Genomic DNA, 21,712 nt, shown 5'->3' with positions numbered 1-21,712 from the left:
GATCCTTGATCGGCAAGCCGGACTCGGCCTGCTTGATGAAACCGATGATCTGCTCCTCGGTGTATCTGCTCTTTCTCATGTCCGTCATTCTCCAAGTTGACGGACTTCGCTGCCACTACGCTGGTACGGCTGGGAGGGGGCAGGTCATGTTCGGCCTGGAGCCCGCCGCTTCGCCCGGACTGCGCACGCGGTCGACACCCGCATCGGCGATGCATGGCCTTGCGCGAGGCAGCGCGTGGCTGATAAGCCGGATGTCCGCTGGCTGCACTGACGACTCGCAGCGGCAGCGTCGCTATGCTCCGGATTCGGTTTCCCGGATGGCCTCGTGCCTGCGTCAAAGGAATTGGGGACAGTCCCGGCATCGAGGAACCTCCCATGACGGGAGGGCGCCGAAGCAACCTCTACCAGCGCCGGATGACTGTCAAATTGCAGCATGAGCCGATGCAAGATTCTTGTCTGTGCGCCACCGAACGGCCCGTTTGTGCGATAGCGGACATGGTTTTCGGTTCAAGTGCCTACAATGGCAAGAGGGGTGTGCACACGAGCATGCCCCAGGTCATCCTCAAAGCCAATATGCGGAGGAAACGATGGCCCTTCAGCCCGAACCGAGAGGAAACTGCCTGCTCGGCGCATTGCCCGATGCCGAATGGCAGCGCTGGCTGCCTCAGCTGGAGGCGGTCGAGATGCCGCTGGGTCAGGTGCTGTATGAGTCGGGCACCACGTTGAGCCACGTGTACTTTCCGACAACCGCCATCGTCTCCTTGTTGTACGTCATGGAGAACGGAGCTTCGGCGGAGATCGCCGTGGTCGGCAACGAAGGCATCGTTGGCATCTCGCTGTTCATGGGCGGAGAGTCCACCCCCAGCCGTGCGGTCGTGCAAAGCGCCGGCCATGGCTTCCGGCTCAAGGCACAGGTGATCAAGGAGGAGTTCAACCGGGCGCCCGTCCTTCACCTGCTGTTGCGCTACACCCAGGCGTTGATCACGCAGATGGCGCAAACGGCGGTCTGCAACCGGCACCACTCGCTGGATCAGCAACTGTGCCGCTGGCTGCTACTGAGCCTGGACCGGCTGCAGGGGAATGAACTCGTGATGACGCAGGAACTGATCGCCAACATGCTCGGTGTGCGCCGCGAAGGCGTCACCGAAGGGGCACTCAAGCTTCAGAAGGTCGGTCTGATCAGCTATGCGCGTGGCCACATCTCCGTGTTGGATCGGCAAGGGCTGGAGCGGCGCTCCTGCGAGTGCTATGCAGTGGTCAAGAAGGAGTACGACAGGCTCCTTCCGCGCAAGACCGCCATCTAGACGGGGAAAGCGGCGTGGGTCGCGCATCGGGCGCGATGTGCGTTGCCGTACAGACAGCGCCCCGGCGCCGCCTTACAAAAGGGCGTAAGGATTTCATGCCAAAGCCCGACCTGCGACCAGCCTGTGGTGGTATGCAGGCTCTGTCGCACCGTCAATCGCGACGAGGCCAAATTCTGCGCTGGTTGTGGCGGCAAGCTCCCGGCGTTCTACGCGGCCGCCTCGGAGTCGACTCCTGATCGATCGGTCCGGGAATCAAAGTGGACGGAACACTCGGGGAATTGGACGGTCCTGGCCGGCGGGCTGAGCGCCACCATCGCGGAAGACAACGGCCACTTCCGCAGCGACGTCGACCTGAGCGAGCGTCGAGATGCGCTCTCGGGGTTGGGAATCATCTGGGCGGATCTTCCTGCAGATGAAACCCTGTCGATCTTCGCCCAGGTCTGGGGTGCCTCGGCGCCGCGTGCGACGACGCGCGGGCAGCATGGTTCGCGGCCGACATCAACGCGCAGGAAGGCGCCAGGCAATGGCTGCGAGCGGAAGTCGCACAGAACATCGCTCTCTTCGACGCGTGCGTGTCGGAATGGTGTCTACTGCGCACGGCACAGGAGCAGATGAGGACGCCCCAGTCGGCGTAGGCGTCTTGGACTCCGACCCGACGAACAGGAGGCGGAGACATGCATCGACCGGAAGAAATCGCAACCAAGCTGCTGGGTTCGCGCTACGACGCCCTCGACGAGCGAACGAAGCGCATCGCGCGACACGTCGCTGAGCGAACGCATGTTTCGCGCAATGTCGCGCAAGATGCTGATGGCGGACAGTCATTCGGCCAACGCGCGGCAGACGCGGTCGCTTCCTTCGGCGGCTCCTGGACCTTCGTCGGGCTCTTCGGCGCGACCATGCTGCTGTGGGTCGCGCTCAATGCCTTGCTCCTGGCAACCCGCAGCACGACCTTCGACCCCTACCCGTTCATCTTGCTCAACCTGTTTCTTTCGATGCTGGCGGCGGTGCAGGCGCCAATCATCCTGATGTCGCAGAACCGGCAATCCGAAAAGGACCGGATCCATGCAGAGCACGACTACGAAGTCAACCTCAAGGCCGAACTGGAGATCATGCTGCTGCACGACAAGATCGATCAATTGCGCGAGCGGCAATGGGAAGAGTTGCTGGAGATCCAGAAGCAGCAACTCGCGCTATTGACGGGGTTGATCGAGAAGAAGACGCTGTCGCCGTAGCTTGCGACAAGCCTTAGCGGGAACCTGTCGGGTTCACCATCTTCGAAGCGTCCGCCACCTGCTGAGACATCTGGGCCTGTGCTTCAGCGGCCATCCCCATGAGGGCTTCGGCGTGTTCTCGCGCGAAGGTCGAATAGTTTTCCGTGAGACTTCGGATCAGGTCGGCCTGGGCCTCGGACGCGGGCGCACCTCCGAAAGTCTTCTGTGCCAGCTCGAGAGCTCGAGGTACTTCTGTACGCTGGTGTTGACCAGGTCGACCATTTCCTGCAACTGCGAAAAGCGCGTGATGAGTTCCGCATTCGCGGTGGAAAGATTGACGAAGGGTTTGGTGAAGTTTTGCATGGCGGCCTTTCTTCGGCTGGTGCCGTTCAAACATCATTCATAGAACGCTGTCGCTTTCAAGTCTGTGCGCTGGCAGACAGTCGCACCGGACATTTGCGCGCAGAGTGGCTCGTACCACTCACACGGAGCATCTCTTGGCCGCGATCGAGAACCACCTCATCGAACTGCTCCCGCGCAATGACCGCCGGCGGCTGCTGGACGTCTGCGAACCGATCCATCTGATCCTGGCCGAAGTGATCCACGAGCCGGGCGCTCCAACCCTTCACGTCTACTTTCCCGTCGACGGCTTCATCTCGCTGGTTGCGCAGATCGACGAGCATCCCGGACTGGAAGTGGGCATGGTGGGTCGCGAAGGGATGTTGGGCTCGAACCTCGCCCTCGGCGTGGAGATTGCGCCCTTGCGCGCGCTGGTGCAGGGCGCAGGCGCGGCCTGGCGCATCACTGCTGCCGACTTCCAGCGCGAACTGGCACGCAACGCGCCACTGCAGCGAGTGCTGGATCGCTACATCCAGGTCTCGATGTCGCAGCTGGCCGCGTCGGCTGCCTGCCTGCGTTTTCACCAGATCGGCCCGCGCCTCGCGCGTTGGCTCCTGATGAGCCAGGACCGCGCCCATGCCGACAGTTTCCACGTCACGCATGAGTTTCTCGCCTACATGCTGGGCGTGCGCCGTGTCGGCATCACCGAGGCCGCCGGTTCGCTGCAGCGCAGTGGGTTGATCGAGTACAACCGCGGAACCCTCAACGTGCTCGATCGTCCAGGACTCGAAGCAACGGCGTGCGCCTGCTATGCCGCGGACAGGAAAAGCTACGCGGGATTGCTTTGAACCGATGCGGGGCATCCGGCGGCCGATGCTTGTGTCTGTGCGCTGCCGTACCGACGAGTGGCGGTGCCCGGCGTAGAAGGGAACATTGGGCTCAGTCCCTGTTCAAGCAAGGCACCATGGAACACGACCACGACTCAACACGCTCCTCCTATCAAGGCTGGGAGATACGCAGCCACCTCACAAGCGTTGCCTACGACGGCACCGTGGCCGCCGGGGCAGTGCTGTACTTCGACGAGGTATGCCAGTGCCACATCATCTCGTGCAGGCAATTTGCCAACGGCGGCGATGCCATCCATGCCATTGAAACCAAGGCGTCAATCTGGATCGACGACCGCGAGAACCATCCCAGGACCTCCTATGTCGAACACTCCCTTCTTTCATGAGGCCTCGGGCGCCGTGCATTTCTGGGTGGCCATCGATGACAAATTCGTTGGTGCGAGCATCGGCAAGGAAACGTTGCACTACTGCTATCGGTCGACCGCCATTGACGACGAGCCGCTGGCGACCTACCACCTTCACGCGCAGGAACTCAATGCAGCTGTGCGCAGGCGCGTATCGGGCGGCTCCGTCGAACCGGTGATGCTGCGCGACTACGACCTGCACGAGGCAGTGGGAAAAGGCATCGAATAGGCCCGCGGGGCGCAATCCCGGCGCCTACAGCAGGCTTCGCAGCTTCACGAAGGCCAGAGGCCTTCCAGCCGAGTAGCCTCTCCTTGTATCGCTGCATCAGACAGCAACTCCTGAATTCGTTCATCGGCATAGCCAAACTCGCGCAAGAGTTCCACTGTGTTCTCTCCGAGCCCGCGAAGACCTCGGGCTGGCCGATGGCCTCGAAGAAGCTGCGCCAGTGCTTGTCGTTGTAGACCAGCACGCAGATGTGGCCGTCGCTGGTCTCATAGGGCCGCCGGTCGCGCGCGAGGCTTGCGAGGTCAAGCTCCTGCGCGCTGTCGGTGGGGTCATCCCGCGAAGGATTGCAGTGATCGGCTCGTCGCGCGGTTCGCTCTGGCCATCGACGTGGCCGCGCCGGAGTGCCGCTGATGCTGGTCATTTTCTGGCCCCTGATGTGGATGTGTCTGATGGACCCGTTCGCATTGCCCGACCTGCCGGAAGACGACGAATGAAGGCCTTCTTCGCCGCCTTCGACATGCTGCCCGGGGCGCTGTGGGCGCTGCTGCTGACCGGCGCGCTGGCCAGTCAAGGAAGTGCAATGGAGCAAGGCTCCAGTTGAAGCCGCCGAGGCCCGCGCGGACCTCTCCGACTACAAGGCGACGGCTGCCGAGAGTGCGCGGCTGGCCGATCGCGCGGCGCGCCATGAAGAGGCGCGGCGCACCGCTGAACAAGGGAGAGGCTCTCGATGAAGCTGCAAAAGAAACGCTCACTGCCCAACCGGACTTTGCTATTGCTCGCGTTACTGATATTCCCCGTCAATCTCCCCGGGAAATCTCCCCGAGACTGCCTGAAGTTTAAGCAGCGGCTCGCAGGCGTTGACGTGCATGTGTCACCCCCTCTTGTATAAGGACCCAGCCTGCAGCCTTATCCAACTCGAACATAACGTCGTAGCCCTCCAGCTTCTTGGTCTCAACCCTGTCGAGTCGGGTCCATCCGATGTCGTAGCCGGCCTTCTTCGCCTCGTTCTCGAACCCCGACGACTGCGGCCATGTGATCTCAACGAGCTTGTCTTCATCCTTCCAGGCGAAGTGTTCTTTGATGTCCTTGGCCACGTCGTAAATGAACCCAAGCGCGTCGATCATGGTGCGTTCCTCGTTGCTGTGGACTAGAGCAGGCCGGCCTGCGGCGCGTGCTGCAGCGGCTCAGGCGTGGCCACCAGCAGCTCGGCGGGGTACTGCTGCATGAACGCCATCGATTCGTCGGCGGGCGCCGCCAGCCACAAGTCGTATATCGCCTCCGGCAGGATCACGACCATGCGCTTGTCCTTGCCGGCGCGGTGAAAGTTCTTCATCAGCGCGTGCGTGGTCGCGTCGATCGTGAGGATCGTGAAGCTGAAAACGACCTCGCCGGTGCCGGCGTCGACCCACCGGTCCCACAAGCCCGCCAGGCCCATCGGATCCCCGTCAACGCGCTCGATGCGGGTCTCGATCGCCTTCCCCGTTCGCCAGTCGGGCTCGTAGATACAGTCGGCCGGGATCACGCAGTGCTGGCGCCGCCAGGGGATTGCGTAGGAGAACTCCTCCGCCGCTGTTTCCGACCTGGCCTTCAGCGTGTCGCGCTTGATATCGCGCTTGCGCGAGCGCGCAGGCAGCAGCCCGAACTCCCCAATGAGGCACTCCCGCTCAAGGCCTCCGGCGTTGTCGGGGCCTGCCGGATTGATGACGAACGGAGCTTGGTTGTGCTTGTAGATGTGGCCGCCGTTCGGTGCCACCCAATTCGGCGGCAGGATGACGTCGAACTGCCTCTGGAGACGTTCGCGCGCCTTAATCGTCTGGTAGTGGTTCCACATCCTCAGATGCTATCGGCTTCAGCCACTCGACGGTAGCCCGGGCTGGGGCCATGGCTCGCAGGCGATCGTCGCGCCACAGGTCGGCAGCTACCTCGTCGAGCAAACCACCGACTGGCGGGCGTTAGCGTGGTTCGACGGGTCGGGCGCCGCATCATGGGTGTTCTCCGGTCTGACTTACCGCCCGGAATGTGCTGGCGCCTGTGTCGGGGCCTGCTTGCGACCGACCCACCGACAGCACTGCACCATGACATCGTTTCGCCGCCACACTGAACGTCACCGCACTGACCGCATCGGCTGGCTGCGCGCCGCCGTGCTGGGCGCCAACGATGGCATCGTCTCGACCGCCAGTCTCGCAATCGGCGTCGCGGCTGCCGGTCCGAGCCACGGCAACATTCTGGTGACCGGCGTCGCGGGGCTGGTGGCCGGGGCCATGTCGACCGGGCGATCCATTTTGGAGTGCTCGGCGCGGGCGGCGGTCTTCGCCCTCGCACTGGACAGGCTCGAATCGATGATCTTGCGCAGCGCGCTGATGCGCTCCTGGTCGGGGTGGCCCGTCAGCGCGCTCTTGTCGTTGCGGATCATCTCCGCGGCCTAGTGGAAGACGTCCTGGCCGAAGCCGATGGAGCGATGGCGCACGCCGATCAGGTTGCCGCTGAAGTTGATCCCGCTTGTTCCAGCGGTTCACGACGGTCAGCTATGAGGATGCCCAGTGCCGCCAGGACAAGCGCGACACCAAGCAACAGGGCATGGCGTCATGCATAGCAAAAGACTGTATGCTTATCCAGCATGCGGGTCAGGATGAAGCGGCGCTACCGGGGCGGCAAAAAGTTGAGCGATCGGGAGTTCGCCGATCAGGAGTGGGCGCGCGGCATGCTGGTGCTCGACCACAAGATGGGGCGGACCCGCCTCGGGCTCTACGTGTCAGTCCCGGGCCAGAGGCAGCCAGCGTTTGGCATCTTGTGGGCACCGACCTTGGTAGCTTGCGCCTCCGACACGATCAGCTTCTCGGGGATCGAGCATGAGCATGGGAAGTTCGTGCACCAGACTTGGTACGGCGAATCGCGCGCCGGATAGCATGACGCCACAGGAGCCCCACCATGACCGAGCAGGAGGAATGAGCATGACGGAGCCAGGAAATCTCGAAGATGAAGAGCTGCTCAACCGAGCCCATCAGCTTCGCTTGCTGGCGCTGCGCGGCCACTCGGAGGCACGGGGATCTGCTCACGTTCACGAAGTCGAGGTTCGGCGCCGCTTCGGATCGGCCACGACATTGAACGCCCCGCTGGAGCCGGCGCCGGCGCGCCGCCGTCCGTTCTGGCGCTTCTGGTGAACCCACTTGCCTCCCGTCCGCGGGTCTACCTCGCCGGGCCCGATGTATTCGCCCAGATGCTGATTTGCACCTGGAATCATCGGCGCGGGCGTGTCGCGCGCTCGGCATGGAGGTGCTAATCCCCCGCTTGGACGGGCTTTTTCATGCCCGCGCGGTGCTGCTCAGCCGCGAGCGTCGCACGCCCTCGATCGTCGCCAAGTCGCACAAGCCCTTCAGCCGCACCCAGCATGAGCAGATGCACTTGGTCGAGCGAGAGCTGTACGTCAACATCGTCCCCACCGCCAGGGTTTCGACTGCCCACCGTGAACTTCAAGAAGAGGTTTCCGCCCATTTCGTAGAGTCGATCGAGTGCGGTCCTTGGTGCTGGCCGACGCCTTTCGCGACCAACCAACCGGTGTCATTGGGGACGAGCGAAAGTGCCGTGTCGAAAACTCCTGCTTAAGAACGGATCGTAGCGCGGGCCCCGCGTCCAGCCGGTGCGCGCAGGCGGCAATCCAGAGGTCTGCAGGCGTACAGTCACGCATCAGCATGTCGTTTCGATGCGCGTCTCGGCGACTGATGGCGAAGTTACCCCGCCCTTCGGGTATGTCACCAACCTTTACCGGAGGGTGCCCATGAGCGAAAGATCCAAAATCGACGAAGCGCGCTTTGCGCAAGCCGTGCAGATCGTTGCCGCAGCCGTGTCCGCCAATTCGCTGAGCAGCGATCGGAGCTTTGATGCGGCCACTCACCAAGACGTCGTTCGAGTGGCGCTGATTCGCGCGTACCAGACGCTTGGGGATGCGCGTGACGAGATTGAGGGTCATGTGCGCAGTCCGGATTGAGCGAGGACAATGCAGCATGGCAGATTTACAGCCCAAGCTATCCAACCTGATCGACGAATGCGACCGATCGGGCGTTGCTCCTGACGTTCAGGCCATAAGGGGGATGGACGGGAAGGCAGTCGTTCGGATCGACGCGCGCAACTGCTCGATATGCGGCTGGGTGCTGCCCAGAGACATCACAGGCTACTGTGGCCCCTGCCCCGTTTGCGACCGCCGCGTGCACGGTAGCACTCACGACCACTGATCAGCGCCTCCCGCCGAGACGCCCTGTCGCCGTAGCCCTACCAGCGCCGCCTTCACCCCGCGCTGGTGTTGAGCCCGCTGCTAGCGCGCGCGCCGCCGCCCGAGGACCAGAGCTTGCCAAGTTCGCCGTAGAGGCTGGTGGCAGCCGACAGCGCCAGCGTCGCGCCCGCGGCCAGCTACGTGCTGGTGCCGCCGGTGCGGGTGGCGATGTCGGTGAAGGCGGTCTCTGAGTGGCTGAAGCTCTTGAGCAGTTTGAAGTCGCAGGCGGATATACAAATGGGGCCATATCGCGCGCCGAGCAACGAACCTCGCTGAGCGCGCACACTGGTCGCTGTCAGTCTTGCCGCGAAAGGTCCATATGCCCCCGGGCGGGGGAGATGCGCATGTCTCTTTTCTTGGAAGCCGCCGAAGCCTTGGTTGCCGACTATCTAAACGGACGCAGCGTGCCGGAGGCTGCTCACAAAGCCGCAGTGCAAGCGGCCCGAACGCGGCTACTCAATGGACAGGTGCCCATCCTTGACGAGACGCTGTGCAGCTATATTGACAGCGAGGTGAATGAACCGATTGCGAAGAGCTACGAAGATCCGGCGTCTGAATAGCCCCAGTTTTGCTTGGCCATCGTGGGCATCCTTGTCGGTTCGTTTCTGGCGCGCGTCGAAGCGCTGTTCTCGTGCGGTGCTGGCCAGGCGACGGGCCTCCGCGTCGCCCAGCTTCTGTGCGTCCCAATCAGCGCGCACTGAAGCCTTGCCGGCGCGGCGCACGAACACACCGACGAAGGCAAGCGCCGCGGCGACGGCCATTGCTGTTGAAAGGCGTTGCGGGCTGCGTGATCTCTGGAGTCCAGCAGTGCCCGCCGCGAAATCCGCGTTCCCGCCCAACCGACGCCAAGACTGAGGCGTCCGGTGGATGGCGCTCACGACACCAATGGCGCAGCCCCCCCGGAAGGCACCGGGCGTTCCGGCTGCCTGATGCCGGTCATCATCCGCGGTAGACCGGAATGCAGCGGTTGCTGCCCTTCGCACGGCGACGGCCAACGACTCAGATCGGCCATGAGCTGACAGTCGCCAGCGACCGCTTTCCGGCTTTCCGGAATGGCATCGGCGGGTCGAAGCGGCGTGCACCCGTTGGCCCAAGGGCGCCGTCGGCCGATTGCCAAGCGTTGAACGTCTCCCAGCGGGGGCCGGGCTGGCACCGAAGTGGTGGTCAAAGTGCGCAACGGAGCGTTTCTGATGTTTCCAGACTTGCTGAAGCACTCGGTCGATGCCAACATGAGCGAGGAAGAACGAATCAGCGTCAGCTTCAACCTGATGTTCTCTTCGTTCACGCAGCAGTTGAGCAAACCGCTCGGGTGACACCAAACGGAGACCCTGATGGACGCTGCCGACAAGCTCGAAGCGGTCCTGCGCTATCACGAACGCACCAAGCACCAGTTCCACCGCTATGCGCGCTCCACCGGCGCCCTGGATTGGGTGAACCAACCCAACCCGCTCCGCCGTTACGAGGGGGCGCCGCTCACACAGTTGCCCATCCTTGGCGCGGACGAAGAGCCGCTGTCGCCTCGCTACGAAGCTATGTATCGGCGGGGCGCGGTGCCGAGCGCGCCGCTCACGGTCCGCTCACTGTCGCGGTTGTTCGAGTACGCGCTGGCGCTGTCGGCCTGGAAGCAGGCGGGTGGCACGCGCTGGGCACTGCGCAGCAACCCTTCGAGCGGCAACCTGCATCCCACCGAGGGCTACCTGCTGATCGGCGTGTTTCCCGGGCTGGCGCTCACGCCCGGCCTGTACCACTACGCGCCGAGAGAACACGGCCTTGAACGGCGCGCGAATGGCTCCGCCGAATGGTTCGCGCAGTTGATGCGGGAGTTTCCCCCACAGGCCTTTCTGGTCGGTTTCTCGTCCATCCACTGGCGCGAAGCGTGGAAGTACGGCGAACGCGCGTTCCGCTATTGTCAGCACGACGCGGGCCATGCCATCGGCACGCTTCGCATCGCCGCCGCGACTTTGGGATGGAGCGCTGTCGTGTTGCACGGCCTAGCCGATGAAACCATCGAAGCCTTGCTGGGGCTGAACCGCGCCGAGGACTTCGCAGGCGCCGAGCGCGAACAACCGGAACTCGTCATGCTCATCTGGCCGAACGACTCGGCAGGGCCGTGGTGTGCAGGCGCGCAGCGCGCGGTGCCGCTCGGCCTGGATCCGCTGGTGGTGGGCCAGCTCACGAAGCAAGTCTGGCGCGGAACTGCGAACCGGCTCAGCCGCGACGACCCCGTCGCCTGGACCGTCATCGACGAGGTGGCGCTCGCCTCACGTCAAGAGATCGGCGAGCGGTACGGCTTGGACCTGTTCGACACGCCTGCCCCGGCGGATCGAAGCGCAGCACTCCCAGACGGGCCACCGGCCGGCCGCATCATCCGCCAACGGCGCAGCCTCCTGGCCTGCGATGGCCGGACCTCGATCACGGCCGAGCGCTTCCACGACATGCTCGCGCGCGTCATGCCGCGCGTGGAACTGGAGGTGAACCGGCGGCCGATGCCCTGGGATGCCATTGCCTGGGAGCCGCGCATCCACCTGGCCTTGTTTGTTCATCGGGTGGACGGACTCGAGCCAGGGCTGTACGTACTTGTCCGCGACCCGGCCAAGCTGGACAAGCTGAAGCGCGCCATGCATGAGCACTTCGACTGGTCCGAGCCTCCCGGGTGCCCGGCGGACCTTCCCCTTCGCAGGCTGGAATGCGGCGATGCGAGGCAGCTTGCGACGCAAGTGAGCTGCTTTCAGGAAATCGCGGGCGATGGGGTCTTTTCGCTCGGCATGATCGCCGAGTATCGAGACGCCTTGTTCACGCACGGGCCCTGGTTCTATCGCCAGCTCTTTTGGGAAGCCGGGGTGATCGGGCAGGTGTTGTATTTGGAGGCCGAAGCGGCGGGCATAGGCGCCACGGGCATCGGCTGTTTCTTCGACGATCCGGTGCACCGGGTGTTCGGTTTCAGCAACCTGGAGTTCCAGTCGCTCTATCACTTCACGATCGGCGGCCCGGTGGCGGACAGCCGACTTACCACGCTGGCGCCCTATGGTGTGCATGATGAAGACGAGTTGAAGCGTCGTGCAGACCGCGGGTGACGCAACGAGCGCGGAGGTCGCGGGGCAAGCACTGCCCGGCGGGTGGCCCGTCTGGTTGGACGAAGCATTGGCCTGCGATCGCCGCACGTAGAGCGACGACGATCGAATGGTGACTTGCGAAGAAACCCGCTACGAGGCGGGTTTCAGGGCAATGCGGGAGGAAGGGGCGAACCCCTTGGAGCAAAGCTCCCGTGGCAGGATGAGCCACTGAGTCCACCGTTGCATCACGAACGTATGATCGTCCCCCGCACAGGAAGTTCCGGGCCAATTCACCGTCGGTGTGGGCTGGGGTTTCAGGCCGAGGCGCACTTGTCGAAAATGTAGGTCACGCACTTGAAGCCCGCCGCAATGCGCCGGATTGAAGTGGTCGTCTGCATCCAAGGCAATCGAAAGGCCATGCCAGGGTTGGCGGCGCGGTTGTCATGGCCGGGAAACGCGCTGCGCAGGCGTACAGTCGCGCATCAGCATGTCGAATCGGTGCGCACTCGGCTACTGATGGCGGCGTTACCCCGTCCATCGCGGTATGCACCAATCATCTTCCCCGGAGGCTGCCCATGAGCGAAAGATCCGCAATCGACGAAGCACGCTTTGCGCAAGCGGTGCAACTCGTTGTCGCAGCCGTATCAGCCACTTCGCTGAGCAGCGATCGGAGCTTTGATGCGCAAACTCACCAGGACGTCCTTCGAGTAGCGCTGATTCGCGCGTACCAGACGCTTGGGGACGCGCGTGACGAAATTGAGGGTCATGTGCGCAGTCCGGATTGACCTGGTCCAGTGCGTAGTTTCCCAGCCGGGCAAGCACTCGAATCAGCGTCGGCGAATGCGCCAATCTCATTGCTGCCGAGCGGTTGCCTCACGAAAGACCAGCAGCGCGACTCTGGCTCTCGCGAAGTGCGCCTTTTCGTACGCCTATTTCCGGCTGAGGAGAAATTAGGGGTATGCAATGAAGAGTACCCTGTCCCCACGTTCACAGCTTTCGCTCGCAATCGCGCGGCGGCCTAAGGTTCGTTCAGAGGAATCTTTGCCATGTCTCCCCCGCAACTGCTTGCCCGTTCCCAAATCGACTTCATCGGCGGCGACTTCGATGCGCTAGCAACCCACATGCGACATTGCGCGCTCGCACAAGGGCGATGGTTTGCAATGGGGCGCCATCTGCAGCGGGTGCGTTCAGTCGCCGCCGGCCGCATCGTGACGATGGTCTGCGTGGCCGTGGTGCTCGCCATCGGACTGTTCGCGATCGTTTGAGCGCTGTCGCGGTCGTCGACCGACTCGACACGCTCAGCCAATACGCACGCGAACTCCTCCTCCGTCCCCACGAACCGGTCGAACCACCGATCCGCGCCGAGCTCTTCGGCACACAACGCTTCGAGCAGCACGGCCACAGCCTGGCCCGCGCGCAGGTGGTGCAGCGTGGGAGCGCCCGCGGCGACACCACGCCTTTTTTTCCGCGGGTCGACAAGAACCTCAAGTCACTGCGCCGCGCCTTCGACTACATCGCGCTGATTTCGCAGAGCGGGCGCTATGTGACACCAGCGGCCGAATGGCTGCTCGACAACTTCCACCTCGTCGAAGCGCAGCTTCAACAGATTCGCGAGGGCGTGCCCCGCAGCTATTACGCGCGCCTGCCCAAGCTCGCCGCGGCGCCGTTGGCCGGCCTACCGCGCGTCTACGGCATTGCATGGGCCTACGTGGCCCATACCGACAGCGTGCTGAACGAGGAACTGTTCACCGCCTTTCTCAACGCCTATCAGGACATTGACGAACTCACGCTGGGCGAACTGTGGGCACTGCCGACCACGCTGCGCGTGGTGCTGCTGGAAAACCTGCGTCGCGTCGCCGAAAGCATCGCCGAGAACAGGGTGGCGAGCGAAGTCGCACACGCGGCGTGGGATACGGCCGAGTCGCTTTCCGCGCAAGAACTGGACGTGCTCTACCGTGCGCTCCAAAGCCGCGGCATGCAGGAAAGCTACCTCACCCAACTGTGGCAACGCCTTCCGCTCGAGCACGGCGACGACACCCCCGCTCTCGTGAAATGGACCGAGCAGCACTGCCCGAACGGCCCCGCGCTGATCGCCAACGCGCAGAGCGCGCAGGCCGCCGCCAATCTCACCGTCGGCGACATCATCACCACGCTGCGCATGATTGGTCAGGTCGAGTGGGCCGACCTGATCGAGCCGGTCAGCCGGTCGCTGCGCGTGCTGCGCGAGCTGCCGAGCTTCAGACGCGAAAGTGAAATCACGCGCCAGCAGATCACGCACGCGATGGAGCAGGTCGCACGTGCCAGCCGCCGGTCCGAGCGCGAAGTCGCTCAGGTAGTGGTGCGGCTGGCCTTCGACGTCGCCGCCGACCCGCACGAGCCGGACGAACCGGACGACGACGAGGATCGCTGGTCGCTAGCAGAACGAACGGCAGGCTACTATCTCTTTGGCGAAGGCCGCCCGGCGTTGATCGCCGCCCTGGCGCCTGCGCGCGGCAACGGCAAGGCTCCCTTTGCGCTGCGACGGATCGCCCATCGCAGCTGGCGCCTCCCGCTCTACCTGCTGACGATCGTCGCCGGCACCGCGCTGTTGCTGGCCACGGCGGTACATGGGTTGAACCGCATCGGCTGGCCGGACGCGGCATGGACTTCGATCGTTGCGCTGGTGCTGCTCGCATGGCCGCTCTCCGAAGCCGTGATTGCGCTGGTGCACCGTATCGTGGCCGAATCGACTCGCGTACGCGCGCTGCCACGACTGGATTTCGCGGCCGGCGTTCCGCAAGCGCATCGGGTGCTGGTGGTCGTTCCGTCGATGCTGGGTTCGCTGGAGGCGAATGCCCAGCTCGCCCATCGCCTCGAACTGCACTGGCTAGCGAACCGCGAGGATCACGCGCAGTTCGCGCTGTTAACGGACTGGGCTGACGCGCCGCAGGCCTCGATGCCGCACGATGCGGCTTTGCTGGACGACGCGACGCGGCGCATCGCAGCGCTCAACGAAACGTACCCTCCACCGGCGGATGCTCCCCCGCGCTTCGCGCTGCTGCATCGTCCACGGACCTGGTCCGATACCGAGCAGCGCTGGATGGGCTGGGAGCGCAAGCGGGGCAAGCTCGAGATGCTGCTTCGCCTGCTGGCTGTCGGCGATGCAAGCGGCTTCGTGCCGATGGCCGGGGGAATGCAACTTGCAGCGCGCATCCCGTACGTGATGACGCTCGACAGCGACACCGGCCTGCCTCCAGGCACCCTGCGTGAACTGGTCGCAGTGGCGGCCCATCCGCTGAATGCGCCGCAGATCTCCGAAGCCGGTCATCGCGTGGTGGCCGGCTTCGGCATCTTCCAGCCACGCATCGTCACACCCTTTCCGCAGCGGCAGGAGCGCTCGCTGTTTCACTGGATGTTCGCGGGTCAATGCGGACTCGACCCCTACAGCAACAGCGCTTCCGACCTCTACCAGGACGTCTTCGGCATCGGCTCCTTCACCGGCAAGGGCCTGCTCAACGTGCAGGCCGTCCATGCCACGCTGGACCGGCGGGTGCCTGACGGCGCCGTGCTGAGCCATGATCTGTTCGAAGGCACGGTGGCCCGCTGCGCCGTGGTGAGCGACCTGGTCCTGATCGAAGACCACCCGCACCACCCCGGCGTCGCCGCCTCGCGCGTCCACCGCTGGACGCGCGGTGACTGGCAACTGGTCCCGCTGATGCTGCGCGCGCGACACTTCGGCATCGATGCGCTCGGGCTGTGGAAGATGGGCGACAACCTGCGACGGGCCATGGTCGTTCCGGCATCGACCGCACTTCTCGCGTGGGTCGCCTTCACCGATTCGTTCCCGTTGAACTGGGGACTCGCAGCCGTCGGCGCGGCGCTTGTCCTCGGGCCGCTGCTGGGGGCACTCGCGGGGCTGGTGCCGACGCGGCGCTCGATCGAACTGCCCCACTTCTTCGACGTCGGAGCCACCGAGCTGATGCGCGCCACGGTCAGCGCCACGTGGCAATTCGTGCAGCTGGCGGCGCAGACTCGGCTGCTGCTCGACGCGTCCGCCCGCGCCGCATGGCGGCTCGCGGTGAGCCGCCGGCATCTGCTCGAATGGACGACCGCGGCCCAGGCGCAGACACAGGCGCGCTACGACCTCCCTGCGTTCCTGCGCGGCGCGGCACTCACGAGCGCCGTCTGCATCACATTCTCCGTGGCGTCGTTGTGGAGCCCGCATCCGCGGCTGGGCGCCGTTCTCTTCGTACTGTGGGCGCTCGCCCCTGTCGCCGCATGGTGGAGCAGCCGCACGCCAGGGGAAACCGAAGGCGAATTGACCGCCGAGCAGCGCGACTATCTCGAAGCGTTGGCACACGACACGTGGCGCTTCTTCGAGCAGGTGGTCGGGCCCGAGGACAACCATCTGCCACCCGACAACCTGCAGCTCGAGCCCGAGCCCACCATCGCGCACCGCACTTCGCCGACCAACATCGGCATGTACCTGCTGGCAAGCTGCTGCGCGCGCGAGTTCGGGTGGATCGACACGAAGGCGCTCGCCGCCCGGCTCGCAGCGACGCTCGACACCATCGATCGCCTCGACAAGCACGAGGGCCATCTCTACAACTGGTACGACACGCAAACGCTGCGGATGCTGCCGCCGGCCTACGTGTCCAGCGTGGACAGCGGCAATCTCGCGGGCCACCTGATTGCCGTCGCGCAGGCCTGCCGCAGCTTTGCCAGCGACAACGCCGATGGCGCCGGACTGGAGGCGCTCGCGCAGCGCTGCGAGACCCTGTGTGCCGGCATGGATTTCCGGGGGCTCTACGACACCAAGCGTCATCTCTTTCACATCGGTCTGCGGGTGGAAGAGAACGCGCTCGATTCGAGCTACTACGACCTGCTCGCCTCCGAATCGCGCCTTTTGAGCTTCCTTGCCATCGCCAAGGGCGACGTGCCGCGGCGCCACTGGATGGCGCTCGGCCGGCCCTTCTTTTCGGTGGGTGTGAAGCCGGGCCTCAAGTCGTGGTCGGGCTCAATGTTCGAATACCTGATGCCGGCGCTCGTGATGGCGGAGCCGGTCGGCGGCTTGCTGCAGGTCGCGAACCTCGCCGCGATCGGCGAGCAGCAGGCCTTCGGCTCGGTGCAGAACCTGCCATGGGGCGTCTCCGAATCGGCGTATTTCGCGCAGGACCATTCCCTTGCCTACCAATACTCGCCCTTCGGGGTGCCGCGTCTTGCGCTGCGTCGCACGCCGCCGACCGACCGCGTGGTCGCGCCTTATGCCACAGCGATGGCCGCACTGCTTCGGCCAGCCGATGCGGTGTCGAACCTGCGCTTGCTCGAGTCGCTCGGTGCACGCGGCGAGTTCGGCTTCTTCGACGCGATCGATTTCACCGTCTCGCGCCAGCCCGCCGAGCAGCCCTTCACCGTCGTGCGCAATGTCATGGCGCACCACCACGGCATGTCACTCGTGGCTTTGTGCAACGCCGTGCGTGACAATGCGCCGCGCCGCTGGTTCGGCAGCGCGCCGCTGGTGCAGGCGCACGAATCGCTGATGCATGAGCGCACGCCGCGGCAGATCATCGGCAGCGCCGATCCGCGCCCGCCGCCCGAGCCCGCGACCGGCGAAGCGCCGCCGATTTTCCAGCCGCGCGTGGTCGATCCGATGGCACCCGGCTTTCAGCCCACGCACTTGCTGTCGAACGGGCAGTACACGGTGGCGCTGCGCGCCAATGGCGCCGGCGTGAGCCGCTGGCGCTCGTTCAACGTGAGCCGCTGGCGGGACGATCCGCTGCGCGACGGCTACGGCACCTTCTTCTACGTGCGCGACGCGCACAGCCCCGCGCTCACCTCGCTGACCGCCCTTCCTGCGCCCGGCGAACACTGGCGCTACCGCGCGCGCTTCCTGGCCGATCAGGTTCAGTTCGACGCGAACGGACCCGGTCTTCAGGCGCGCATCACGGTGCTCATCAGCCCGGAGGACGACACCGAGCTGCGTACAGTCTCGCTGCACAACACGGGCAGCGAGACGCGCACGCTGGATCTCATTTCCTACTTCGAACCGGTGCTGTCCAACCCCAAGGCCGATGAGGCGCATCCGGCCTTCGCCAACCTGTGCGTAGAAAGCCGCTGGGAGCCGGGCTGGCGTGCGCTGCTGATGTCGCGCAGGCCCAGGCTGCACGGCGACCCGGTGGTTGCTTCCGCGCACTTCGTCGCATCGGTCGATGCGCAGGTGCTGTCTGTCGACTGCATGACCGACCGACGCGCTTTCGTCGGGCGCAATCGCACACTCGCGGCGCCGGCGATCGATCTGCAGCCGCTGGCGTCTGACGGCAGGCCGATCAATGGCCTCGATCCGATCGCGTGCCTGCGCGTGCGTCTTTCCATCGCACCGGGCGCCACCGCGCGCGTGACCTTCGCGACCGCCGCCGACGACAACGTGGAAGCATTGATGCCCGGCATCGACCGCTACCTGCAGCCGATGCACGTGGAACGCGCTACACGCATGGCCGCCACGCTGGCGCAGGTGCGCTTGCGCGATCTCAGCATCGACCCCGCCAAGAACATTGCGCTGCAGGACCTTACGACCATCCTGACTTACACCACGCCTCGCGTCATGCGCGATCGGAGCCTGATCGACCTGCGGCAGATCTGGCGTTTCGGGATCTCGGGAGACAAGCCGATTGTGCTGGTCACCATCCATTCCATTGCTGGAAAAGGCCTGGTCGACATGCTGCTTCGCGCCCAACCCTGGTGGGGCTTCGGCGGCGTGGCGTGCGACCTGGTGGTGCTCAACGGCGAGCCGCATTCCTACCTGATGCCACTGCAAAGGGAGATCGAAGCGCTGCGCAATCGCGTCGCCCAGCAGACGCAGAACAGCTTTCCGCGAAACGATACGGCGGGCTTCTACCTGCTGCGTGATGTCGAAGTGGCGCCTTCGGAGAAGGCGGCGCTGTCGAGCCTGGCGCGCGTTGTCTTCACCGCCGACGGACGATCGCTCGAATCGCAGGTGACGGCGCTACGCGAAGCAGCCGTGAGACCGAGCGAGGGGGGCGTGGGGTCGCGCGTTGCAGTCTCGACGCTCTCGGCGCCCCCGCACGCAACCCACGTCGAGAATGCGTCGCTCGCTCCGAAAGGCGACTTCGATGCCGAATGCGGCGAGTTCCGGTTCTAGGTCGATTTGAGCCGCCGCACGGCGAGGCCATGGATCAACGTGATCGCCAATGCGTCGTTCGGCTTCCAGATTTCCGAATCGGGGGCCGGCTACACCTGGGCGGTCAACAGCCGACTCCACCAGATCACGCCATGGTCCAACGATCCGGTCTGCGACCCGGCCTTCGAACACTACCTGCTGCAGGATCTCGACTCGCGCGAGCTGCTGCCGCTGACGCCCACCGGCCGAGGTACCTCCGCGGCCACGCACCGCGTACGCCACGGCCAGGGCTACACGGTCTTCGAATGCCTGCATCGCGATGTGCGCCTGGAGACCACTTTCTTCGCCGACCGCGATGAGCGAATGAAGCTGGTGCACGTCAATGTTCGTAACGAAGGGTTCGCCCCACGCCGGATGGGCGCCCTCGCGATGGTCGAATGGCAGCTTGGAGCGGCTCGCGGGGAACGTCGAACCGTGCACACATGGAAGGCCGAGGAACTGCCGGCGGTGTTCGCCGAGCAACTCGAATCGAGCGCCGGCTTCGGCGGCAGTACCGGGTTCGTGCAGCTTGCAGGACTGAGCGGCGCGGCGCAATGGACCTGCGACCGCAGCGAATTCTTCGCCGGGCGAGGCACGGTCGAACTGCCCGAGACCCTGGGCGCGCGCGGCGGCAGCGGCCTCGACGCCTGCGCCGCGATTGCCGGCGAGAGTTGTGGCTGCCCTATGCTGCTGCGCACTACATCGATGTCACGGCGGACCGCTCGGTGCTCGAAGAGGCTGTGCCCTTCATCGAAGGCCCAGAAATCCCACTCGGTGCCGAGGACGCCTACTACGCCCCGCAGGTCGGCACCCGCCTCGCGACCGTCTACGAGCATGGCGCGCGCGCGATCGATCGCAGTCTCGTGATCGGCGTGCACGGCCTGCCGCTGATGGGAACGGGGGACTGGAACGACGGCATGAACCGCGTAGGTCACGAAGGCCGCGGCGAGTCGGTATGGCTGGCCTGGTTCCTCTGCAGTGTGGTCGAGCGCTTCGCGCCCTTTGCCGAGGCACGCGGCGAAGGCGATCGCGCACAGCGCTGGCAAGCGGCCCGGCAGGGCTGGATCGCCGCCTTGCACGCGTCAGGGTGGGACGGCGCCTGGTTCCGGCGGGCCTTCTTCGACAACGGCGCGCCCTTGGGTTCAACGCTCAGCGAGGAGTGCCGCATTGATCTGATCGCGCAGGCTTGGGCTGTGATCTCAGGGGCCTCGGACAAAGAACACACGTCACGGGCGCTCTCCTCGATGAAGGAGCTCCTGTACGACGCACCTCAAGGCTTGACGCGGCGGCTGCATCCGCCCCTGGCGCATTCGACGAACAATCCCGGTTACATCCAGGCCTATCCCCCCGGCGTACGCGAGAACGGCGGACAGTACTCGCACGGGGCCGTGTGGGCGCTCATCGCGCAGGCGCTGACTGGCGATGTCGAAGGCGCTTGGCAGACTTTCGAGGGACTGAGCCCCGCGCATCGCGCCCGGCATCCGGAACAAGGACCGGTGTATGAACTGGAGCCCTATGTGATGGCAGGCGACGTGCATGGCGAGGCCCCATATGCGGGCCGTGGCGGGTGGAGCTGGTACACCGGGTCCGCGGCATGGATGCATCGGGCTGCGGTCGAGATCCTGCTGGGGTTGACGGTGCACGAGGACCGGCTTTCGCTCACGCCCAGGGTGCCGGTGGGTTGGCCGGGTTTCGAGATGACGCTGAGGTTGGCGGGACGCGGGTTCGTGCTGCGGTGGGGCGATGTGGGATCGGGCGAGGCGACGCACCGCATCGCAATCGGCGAATGGATCCAATGGGGGGCGTTGCCGGACGGGGCGGTAGTGCGCGTGGGTTGAGTGCGGCGAGTTCTTGAGGCGGCCTGCCCCTCAGCCTCCATGCCGTGGCGAACAGACGATGCGTCTCATTGGCGTCACCAGAGTGTGCCGGCTGACTAGGTTTATCGCTCGACTTCATGCCGGTCGGCGAACACGTGCCGGCAACGTGGCCATGGACTCGCTGGATGCGTTGCAGGGCACCCCGCTGCCGCTGGCGTGGGCATCGTCCAGGCGACGAATCGGCGGCGCGCGTCTTGCTCGCGGGCGGCCGGCTGCGATGCGTTCTGACGGACTTCGTCGCGGACGGACCGCCGCCGATCTTGCTGGTCGCCATTGGCCGGCGGCAGGTGCAGCCGAAGGGTGCGTGCGTGCCTTTGGCGATTTCGTCGCTGGCCTGCTGGCCTGAGCGTTCGCGTTGCCCGGCGAGCTGGGTCGCCGGCGTCTATCGACCCTGTCCGCCGCGCACGTCCGCTATGCGGCGCCGACTTTGACCTGCCGAATGTCGCTCTTGGGCCCATCAGAGACATCCACGGTTCGCAAGCGAACGGCTGCAATCAGTCTGTTCCTGACCTTCGGCCGCGAATCTGGATGTCAGGTCATGGCCGGCACCGCCATTCCGAGGTAGTTCCAGGAAGCTGCCGTTCGGCTAGGCCACATGGCAGCCCCTAGGAAGGCGGGCATATCGACCGATCGCTTCGCCGAGTTCTGCGATCGACGGCACGCCCCATTGATTGCCGCCCGCTTCAAATCTCTGTTTGCTCGGAGATCTCCAATGTGTCGTCCACCTCGTCCAGGGCTACGGCAGCGATTACCGGCATCACCGACATCAGATCGGGCTTGCCGGCGAAGATGATGATGCGGCGAAGGTGGCTCACGTGCACCTAGTAGTCGGCCGGCGCGGTGAATCAACGGTCCTTGAGTCAGGCCGCGGACGCAGGTCCTGAGTGAATGCGTCATGCGACTCCTTAGGTAGCGACGGCGACATGAGGGGCGGAAGGCTCGCGTCCTGGCCAGCGCCGTTCTGGCCGCGTGCGCCACGGCCACCGGCATGGTCCCAATCAGTGACGGACTCCAAGTGCCATCGTCCTGG

The 21,712-nt window shown here is 64.9% G+C and carries 21 protein-coding genes and 3 pseudogenes; 18 read left to right on the top strand and 6 right to left on the bottom strand.

Annotation, left to right across the window (positions count from 1 at the left end):
* Positions 1–587: 587 nt before the first annotated feature.
* Both AC1DYK_RS20385 and AC1DYK_RS20380 read left to right on the top strand, forming a co-directional pair.
* A complete protein-coding gene (locus tag AC1DYK_RS20385) occupies positions 588–1,304 on the top strand; it encodes a Crp/Fnr family transcriptional regulator (RefSeq protein ID WP_478167945.1) in 717 nt (238 codons plus the stop codon).
* Positions 1,305–1,978: 674 nt separating this feature from the next.
* Complete coding sequence (locus AC1DYK_RS20380; protein WP_478167944.1) at positions 1,979–2,536, top strand: DUF1003 domain-containing protein; 558 nt, start codon at positions 1,979–1,981, stop codon at positions 2,534–2,536.
* A 156-nt stretch (positions 2,537–2,692) separates the two neighbouring features.
* Here the strand turns inward: AC1DYK_RS20380 and AC1DYK_RS20375 are convergent, their stop codons facing one another.
* Positions 2,693–2,878 (bottom strand): hypothetical protein, encoded by a 186-nt coding sequence (locus tag AC1DYK_RS20375; protein WP_478167943.1) that lies wholly within the window; start codon positions 2,876–2,878, stop codon positions 2,693–2,695.
* Between the two features lie 134 nt (positions 2,879–3,012).
* Here AC1DYK_RS20375 and AC1DYK_RS20370 point away from each other — a divergent pair, with 134 nt between their 5' ends.
* From AC1DYK_RS20370 to AC1DYK_RS20360, 3 genes are all read left to right on the top strand, one after another.
* On the top strand, positions 3,013–3,702 hold the full coding sequence (locus AC1DYK_RS20370) for a Crp/Fnr family transcriptional regulator (protein WP_478167942.1): 690 nt from the start codon (positions 3,013–3,015) through the stop codon (positions 3,700–3,702).
* A 116-nt stretch (positions 3,703–3,818) separates the two neighbouring features.
* Positions 3,819–4,085, top strand: a complete 267-nt coding sequence (locus AC1DYK_RS20365) for a hypothetical protein (RefSeq protein WP_478167941.1) — start codon at positions 3,819–3,821, stop codon at positions 4,083–4,085.
* Entirely contained in the window at positions 4,060–4,332 is a 273-nt protein-coding gene (locus AC1DYK_RS20360) for a DUF1488 family protein (protein WP_478167940.1), read from the top strand. Before AC1DYK_RS20365 ends, AC1DYK_RS20360 begins: the two co-directional genes overlap by 26 nt.
* Here AC1DYK_RS20360 and AC1DYK_RS20355 read toward each other — a convergent pair.
* The 3 genes and pseudogenes from AC1DYK_RS20355 to AC1DYK_RS20345 form a co-directional block, all read right to left on the bottom strand.
* Positions 4,232–4,621, bottom strand: a pseudogene (locus AC1DYK_RS20355) (CoA transferase); the annotation flags it as partial. The gene AC1DYK_RS20360 and the pseudogene AC1DYK_RS20355 overlap by 101 nt on opposite strands.
* 544 nt (positions 4,622–5,165) lie before the next feature.
* Positions 5,166–5,453 carry a hypothetical protein gene (locus AC1DYK_RS20350; protein ID WP_478167939.1) on the bottom strand — a complete coding sequence of 96 codons (288 nt, stop codon included), beginning with the start codon at positions 5,451–5,453 and terminating at the stop codon, positions 5,166–5,168.
* Positions 5,454–5,476: 23 nt separating this feature from the next.
* On the bottom strand, positions 5,477–6,160 hold the full coding sequence (locus AC1DYK_RS20345; RefSeq protein WP_478167938.1) for an SOS response-associated peptidase: 684 nt from the start codon (positions 6,158–6,160) through the stop codon (positions 5,477–5,479).
* 244 nt (positions 6,161–6,404) lie between these two features.
* Between AC1DYK_RS20345 and AC1DYK_RS20340 the strand changes: the two are divergent.
* The 6 genes and pseudogenes from AC1DYK_RS20340 to AC1DYK_RS20315 all read left to right on the top strand — a co-directional run.
* Positions 6,405–6,596, top strand: a pseudogene (locus AC1DYK_RS20340) (VIT1/CCC1 transporter family protein); the annotation flags it as partial.
* A gap of 362 nt (positions 6,597–6,958) precedes the next feature.
* Positions 6,959–7,234: a hypothetical protein gene (locus AC1DYK_RS20335; RefSeq protein ID WP_478167937.1), complete on the top strand. Its 276-nt coding sequence runs from the start codon at positions 6,959–6,961 to the stop codon at positions 7,232–7,234.
* A gap of 40 nt (positions 7,235–7,274) precedes the next feature.
* The gene (locus tag AC1DYK_RS20330; protein WP_478167936.1) at positions 7,275–7,490 is read left to right on the top strand and encodes a hypothetical protein; all 216 of its coding nucleotides are present in this window, start codon (positions 7,275–7,277) and stop codon (positions 7,488–7,490) included.
* 127 nt (positions 7,491–7,617) lie between these two features.
* Positions 7,618–7,932 carry a hypothetical protein gene (locus AC1DYK_RS20325; RefSeq protein ID WP_478167935.1) on the top strand — a complete coding sequence of 105 codons (315 nt, stop codon included), beginning with the start codon at positions 7,618–7,620 and terminating at the stop codon, positions 7,930–7,932.
* Positions 7,933–8,104: 172 nt separating this feature from the next.
* A complete protein-coding gene (locus tag AC1DYK_RS20320; protein ID WP_478167934.1) occupies positions 8,105–8,314 on the top strand; it encodes a hypothetical protein in 210 nt (69 codons plus the stop codon).
* A 381-nt stretch (positions 8,315–8,695) separates the two neighbouring features.
* Positions 8,696–8,872: a hypothetical protein gene (locus tag AC1DYK_RS20315; RefSeq protein WP_478167933.1), complete on the top strand. Its 177-nt coding sequence runs from the start codon at positions 8,696–8,698 to the stop codon at positions 8,870–8,872.
* Between the two features lie 176 nt (positions 8,873–9,048).
* Here the strand turns inward: AC1DYK_RS20315 and AC1DYK_RS20310 are convergent, their stop codons facing one another.
* Entirely contained in the window at positions 9,049–9,357 is a 309-nt protein-coding gene (locus tag AC1DYK_RS20310; protein WP_478167932.1) for a hypothetical protein, read from the bottom strand.
* 396 nt (positions 9,358–9,753) lie between these two features.
* On the opposite strand from AC1DYK_RS20310, the gene AC1DYK_RS20305 reads away from it, so the two are divergent.
* The 7 genes and pseudogenes from AC1DYK_RS20305 (at position 9,754) to AC1DYK_RS20275 (ending at position 20,643) form a co-directional block, all read left to right on the top strand.
* The gene (locus tag AC1DYK_RS20305) at positions 9,754–9,909 is read left to right on the top strand and encodes a putative 2OG-Fe(II) oxygenase (RefSeq protein WP_478167931.1); all 156 of its coding nucleotides are present in this window, start codon (positions 9,754–9,756) and stop codon (positions 9,907–9,909) included.
* A gap of 18 nt (positions 9,910–9,927) precedes the next feature.
* Positions 9,928–11,670, top strand: coding sequence for a SagB/ThcOx family dehydrogenase (locus tag AC1DYK_RS20300; protein ID WP_478167930.1), 1,743 nt, complete (start codon positions 9,928–9,930; stop codon positions 11,668–11,670).
* A 554-nt stretch (positions 11,671–12,224) separates the two neighbouring features.
* Entirely contained in the window at positions 12,225–12,434 is a 210-nt protein-coding gene (locus tag AC1DYK_RS20295) for a hypothetical protein (RefSeq protein WP_478167929.1), read from the top strand.
* Positions 12,435–12,695: 261 nt separating this feature from the next.
* Positions 12,696–12,914, top strand: a complete 219-nt coding sequence (locus AC1DYK_RS20290; protein WP_478167928.1) for a hypothetical protein — start codon at positions 12,696–12,698, stop codon at positions 12,912–12,914.
* Positions 12,911–18,787: a glucoamylase family protein gene (locus AC1DYK_RS20285; protein WP_478167927.1), complete on the top strand. Its 5,877-nt coding sequence runs from the start codon at positions 12,911–12,913 to the stop codon at positions 18,785–18,787. The genes AC1DYK_RS20290 and AC1DYK_RS20285 overlap by 4 nt, the downstream gene beginning before the upstream one ends.
* Before the next feature lie 39 nt (positions 18,788–18,826).
* A pseudogene (locus tag AC1DYK_RS20280) lies at positions 18,827–19,408 on the top strand (hypothetical protein); the annotation flags it as partial.
* The gene (locus AC1DYK_RS20275; protein WP_478167926.1) at positions 19,360–20,643 is read left to right on the top strand and encodes a GH36-type glycosyl hydrolase domain-containing protein; all 1,284 of its coding nucleotides are present in this window, start codon (positions 19,360–19,362) and stop codon (positions 20,641–20,643) included. The pseudogene AC1DYK_RS20280 and the gene AC1DYK_RS20275, both read left to right, overlap by 49 nt.
* 722 nt (positions 20,644–21,365) lie before the next feature.
* On the opposite strand, the gene AC1DYK_RS20270 is transcribed toward AC1DYK_RS20275, so the two are convergent.
* Positions 21,366–21,497 carry a hypothetical protein gene (locus AC1DYK_RS20270; protein ID WP_478167925.1) on the bottom strand — a complete coding sequence of 44 codons (132 nt, stop codon included), beginning with the start codon at positions 21,495–21,497 and terminating at the stop codon, positions 21,366–21,368.
* Between the last annotated feature and the right edge of the window lie 215 nt (positions 21,498–21,712).

It is taken from the genome of Variovorax sp. P2_H12, assembly GCF_056403395.1.
The sequence above is the reverse complement of the archived record's forward strand: the minus strand, read 5'-3'. Positions and strand labels throughout refer to the sequence as shown.

Bases quoted from the DNA above. Each gene is read 5' to 3' on its own strand.
- AC1DYK_RS20385 (WP_478167945.1), top strand. From the start codon at position 588: ATGGCCCTTCAGCCCGAACCGAGAGGAAACTGCCTGCTCGGCGCATTG.
- AC1DYK_RS20380 (WP_478167944.1), top strand. From the start codon at position 1,979: ATGCATCGACCGGAAGAAATCGCAACCAAGCTGCTGGGTTCGCGCTAC.
- AC1DYK_RS20375 (WP_478167943.1), bottom strand. From the start codon at position 2,878: ATGCAAAACTTCACCAAACCCTTCGTCAATCTTTCCACCGCGAATGCG.
- AC1DYK_RS20365 (WP_478167941.1), top strand. From the start codon at position 3,819: ATGGAACACGACCACGACTCAACACGCTCCTCCTATCAAGGCTGGGAG.
- AC1DYK_RS20360 (WP_478167940.1), top strand. From the start codon at position 4,060: ATGTCGAACACTCCCTTCTTTCATGAGGCCTCGGGCGCCGTGCATTTC.
- AC1DYK_RS20350 (WP_478167939.1), bottom strand. From the start codon at position 5,453: ATGATCGACGCGCTTGGGTTCATTTACGACGTGGCCAAGGACATCAAA.
- AC1DYK_RS20345 (WP_478167938.1), bottom strand. From the start codon at position 6,160: ATGTGGAACCACTACCAGACGATTAAGGCGCGCGAACGTCTCCAGAGG.
- AC1DYK_RS20335 (WP_478167937.1), top strand. From the start codon at position 6,959: ATGAAGCGGCGCTACCGGGGCGGCAAAAAGTTGAGCGATCGGGAGTTC.
- AC1DYK_RS20330 (WP_478167936.1), top strand. From the start codon at position 7,275: ATGAGCATGACGGAGCCAGGAAATCTCGAAGATGAAGAGCTGCTCAAC.
- AC1DYK_RS20320 (WP_478167934.1), top strand. From the start codon at position 8,105: ATGAGCGAAAGATCCAAAATCGACGAAGCGCGCTTTGCGCAAGCCGTG.
- AC1DYK_RS20310 (WP_478167932.1), bottom strand. From the start codon at position 9,357: ATGGCCGTCGCCGCGGCGCTTGCCTTCGTCGGTGTGTTCGTGCGCCGC.
- AC1DYK_RS20300 (WP_478167930.1), top strand. From the start codon at position 9,928: ATGGACGCTGCCGACAAGCTCGAAGCGGTCCTGCGCTATCACGAACGC.
- AC1DYK_RS20295 (WP_478167929.1), top strand. From the start codon at position 12,225: ATGAGCGAAAGATCCGCAATCGACGAAGCACGCTTTGCGCAAGCGGTG.
- AC1DYK_RS20290 (WP_478167928.1), top strand. From the start codon at position 12,696: ATGTCTCCCCCGCAACTGCTTGCCCGTTCCCAAATCGACTTCATCGGC.
- AC1DYK_RS20275 (WP_478167926.1), top strand. From the start codon at position 19,360: ATGGACCTGCGACCGCAGCGAATTCTTCGCCGGGCGAGGCACGGTCGA.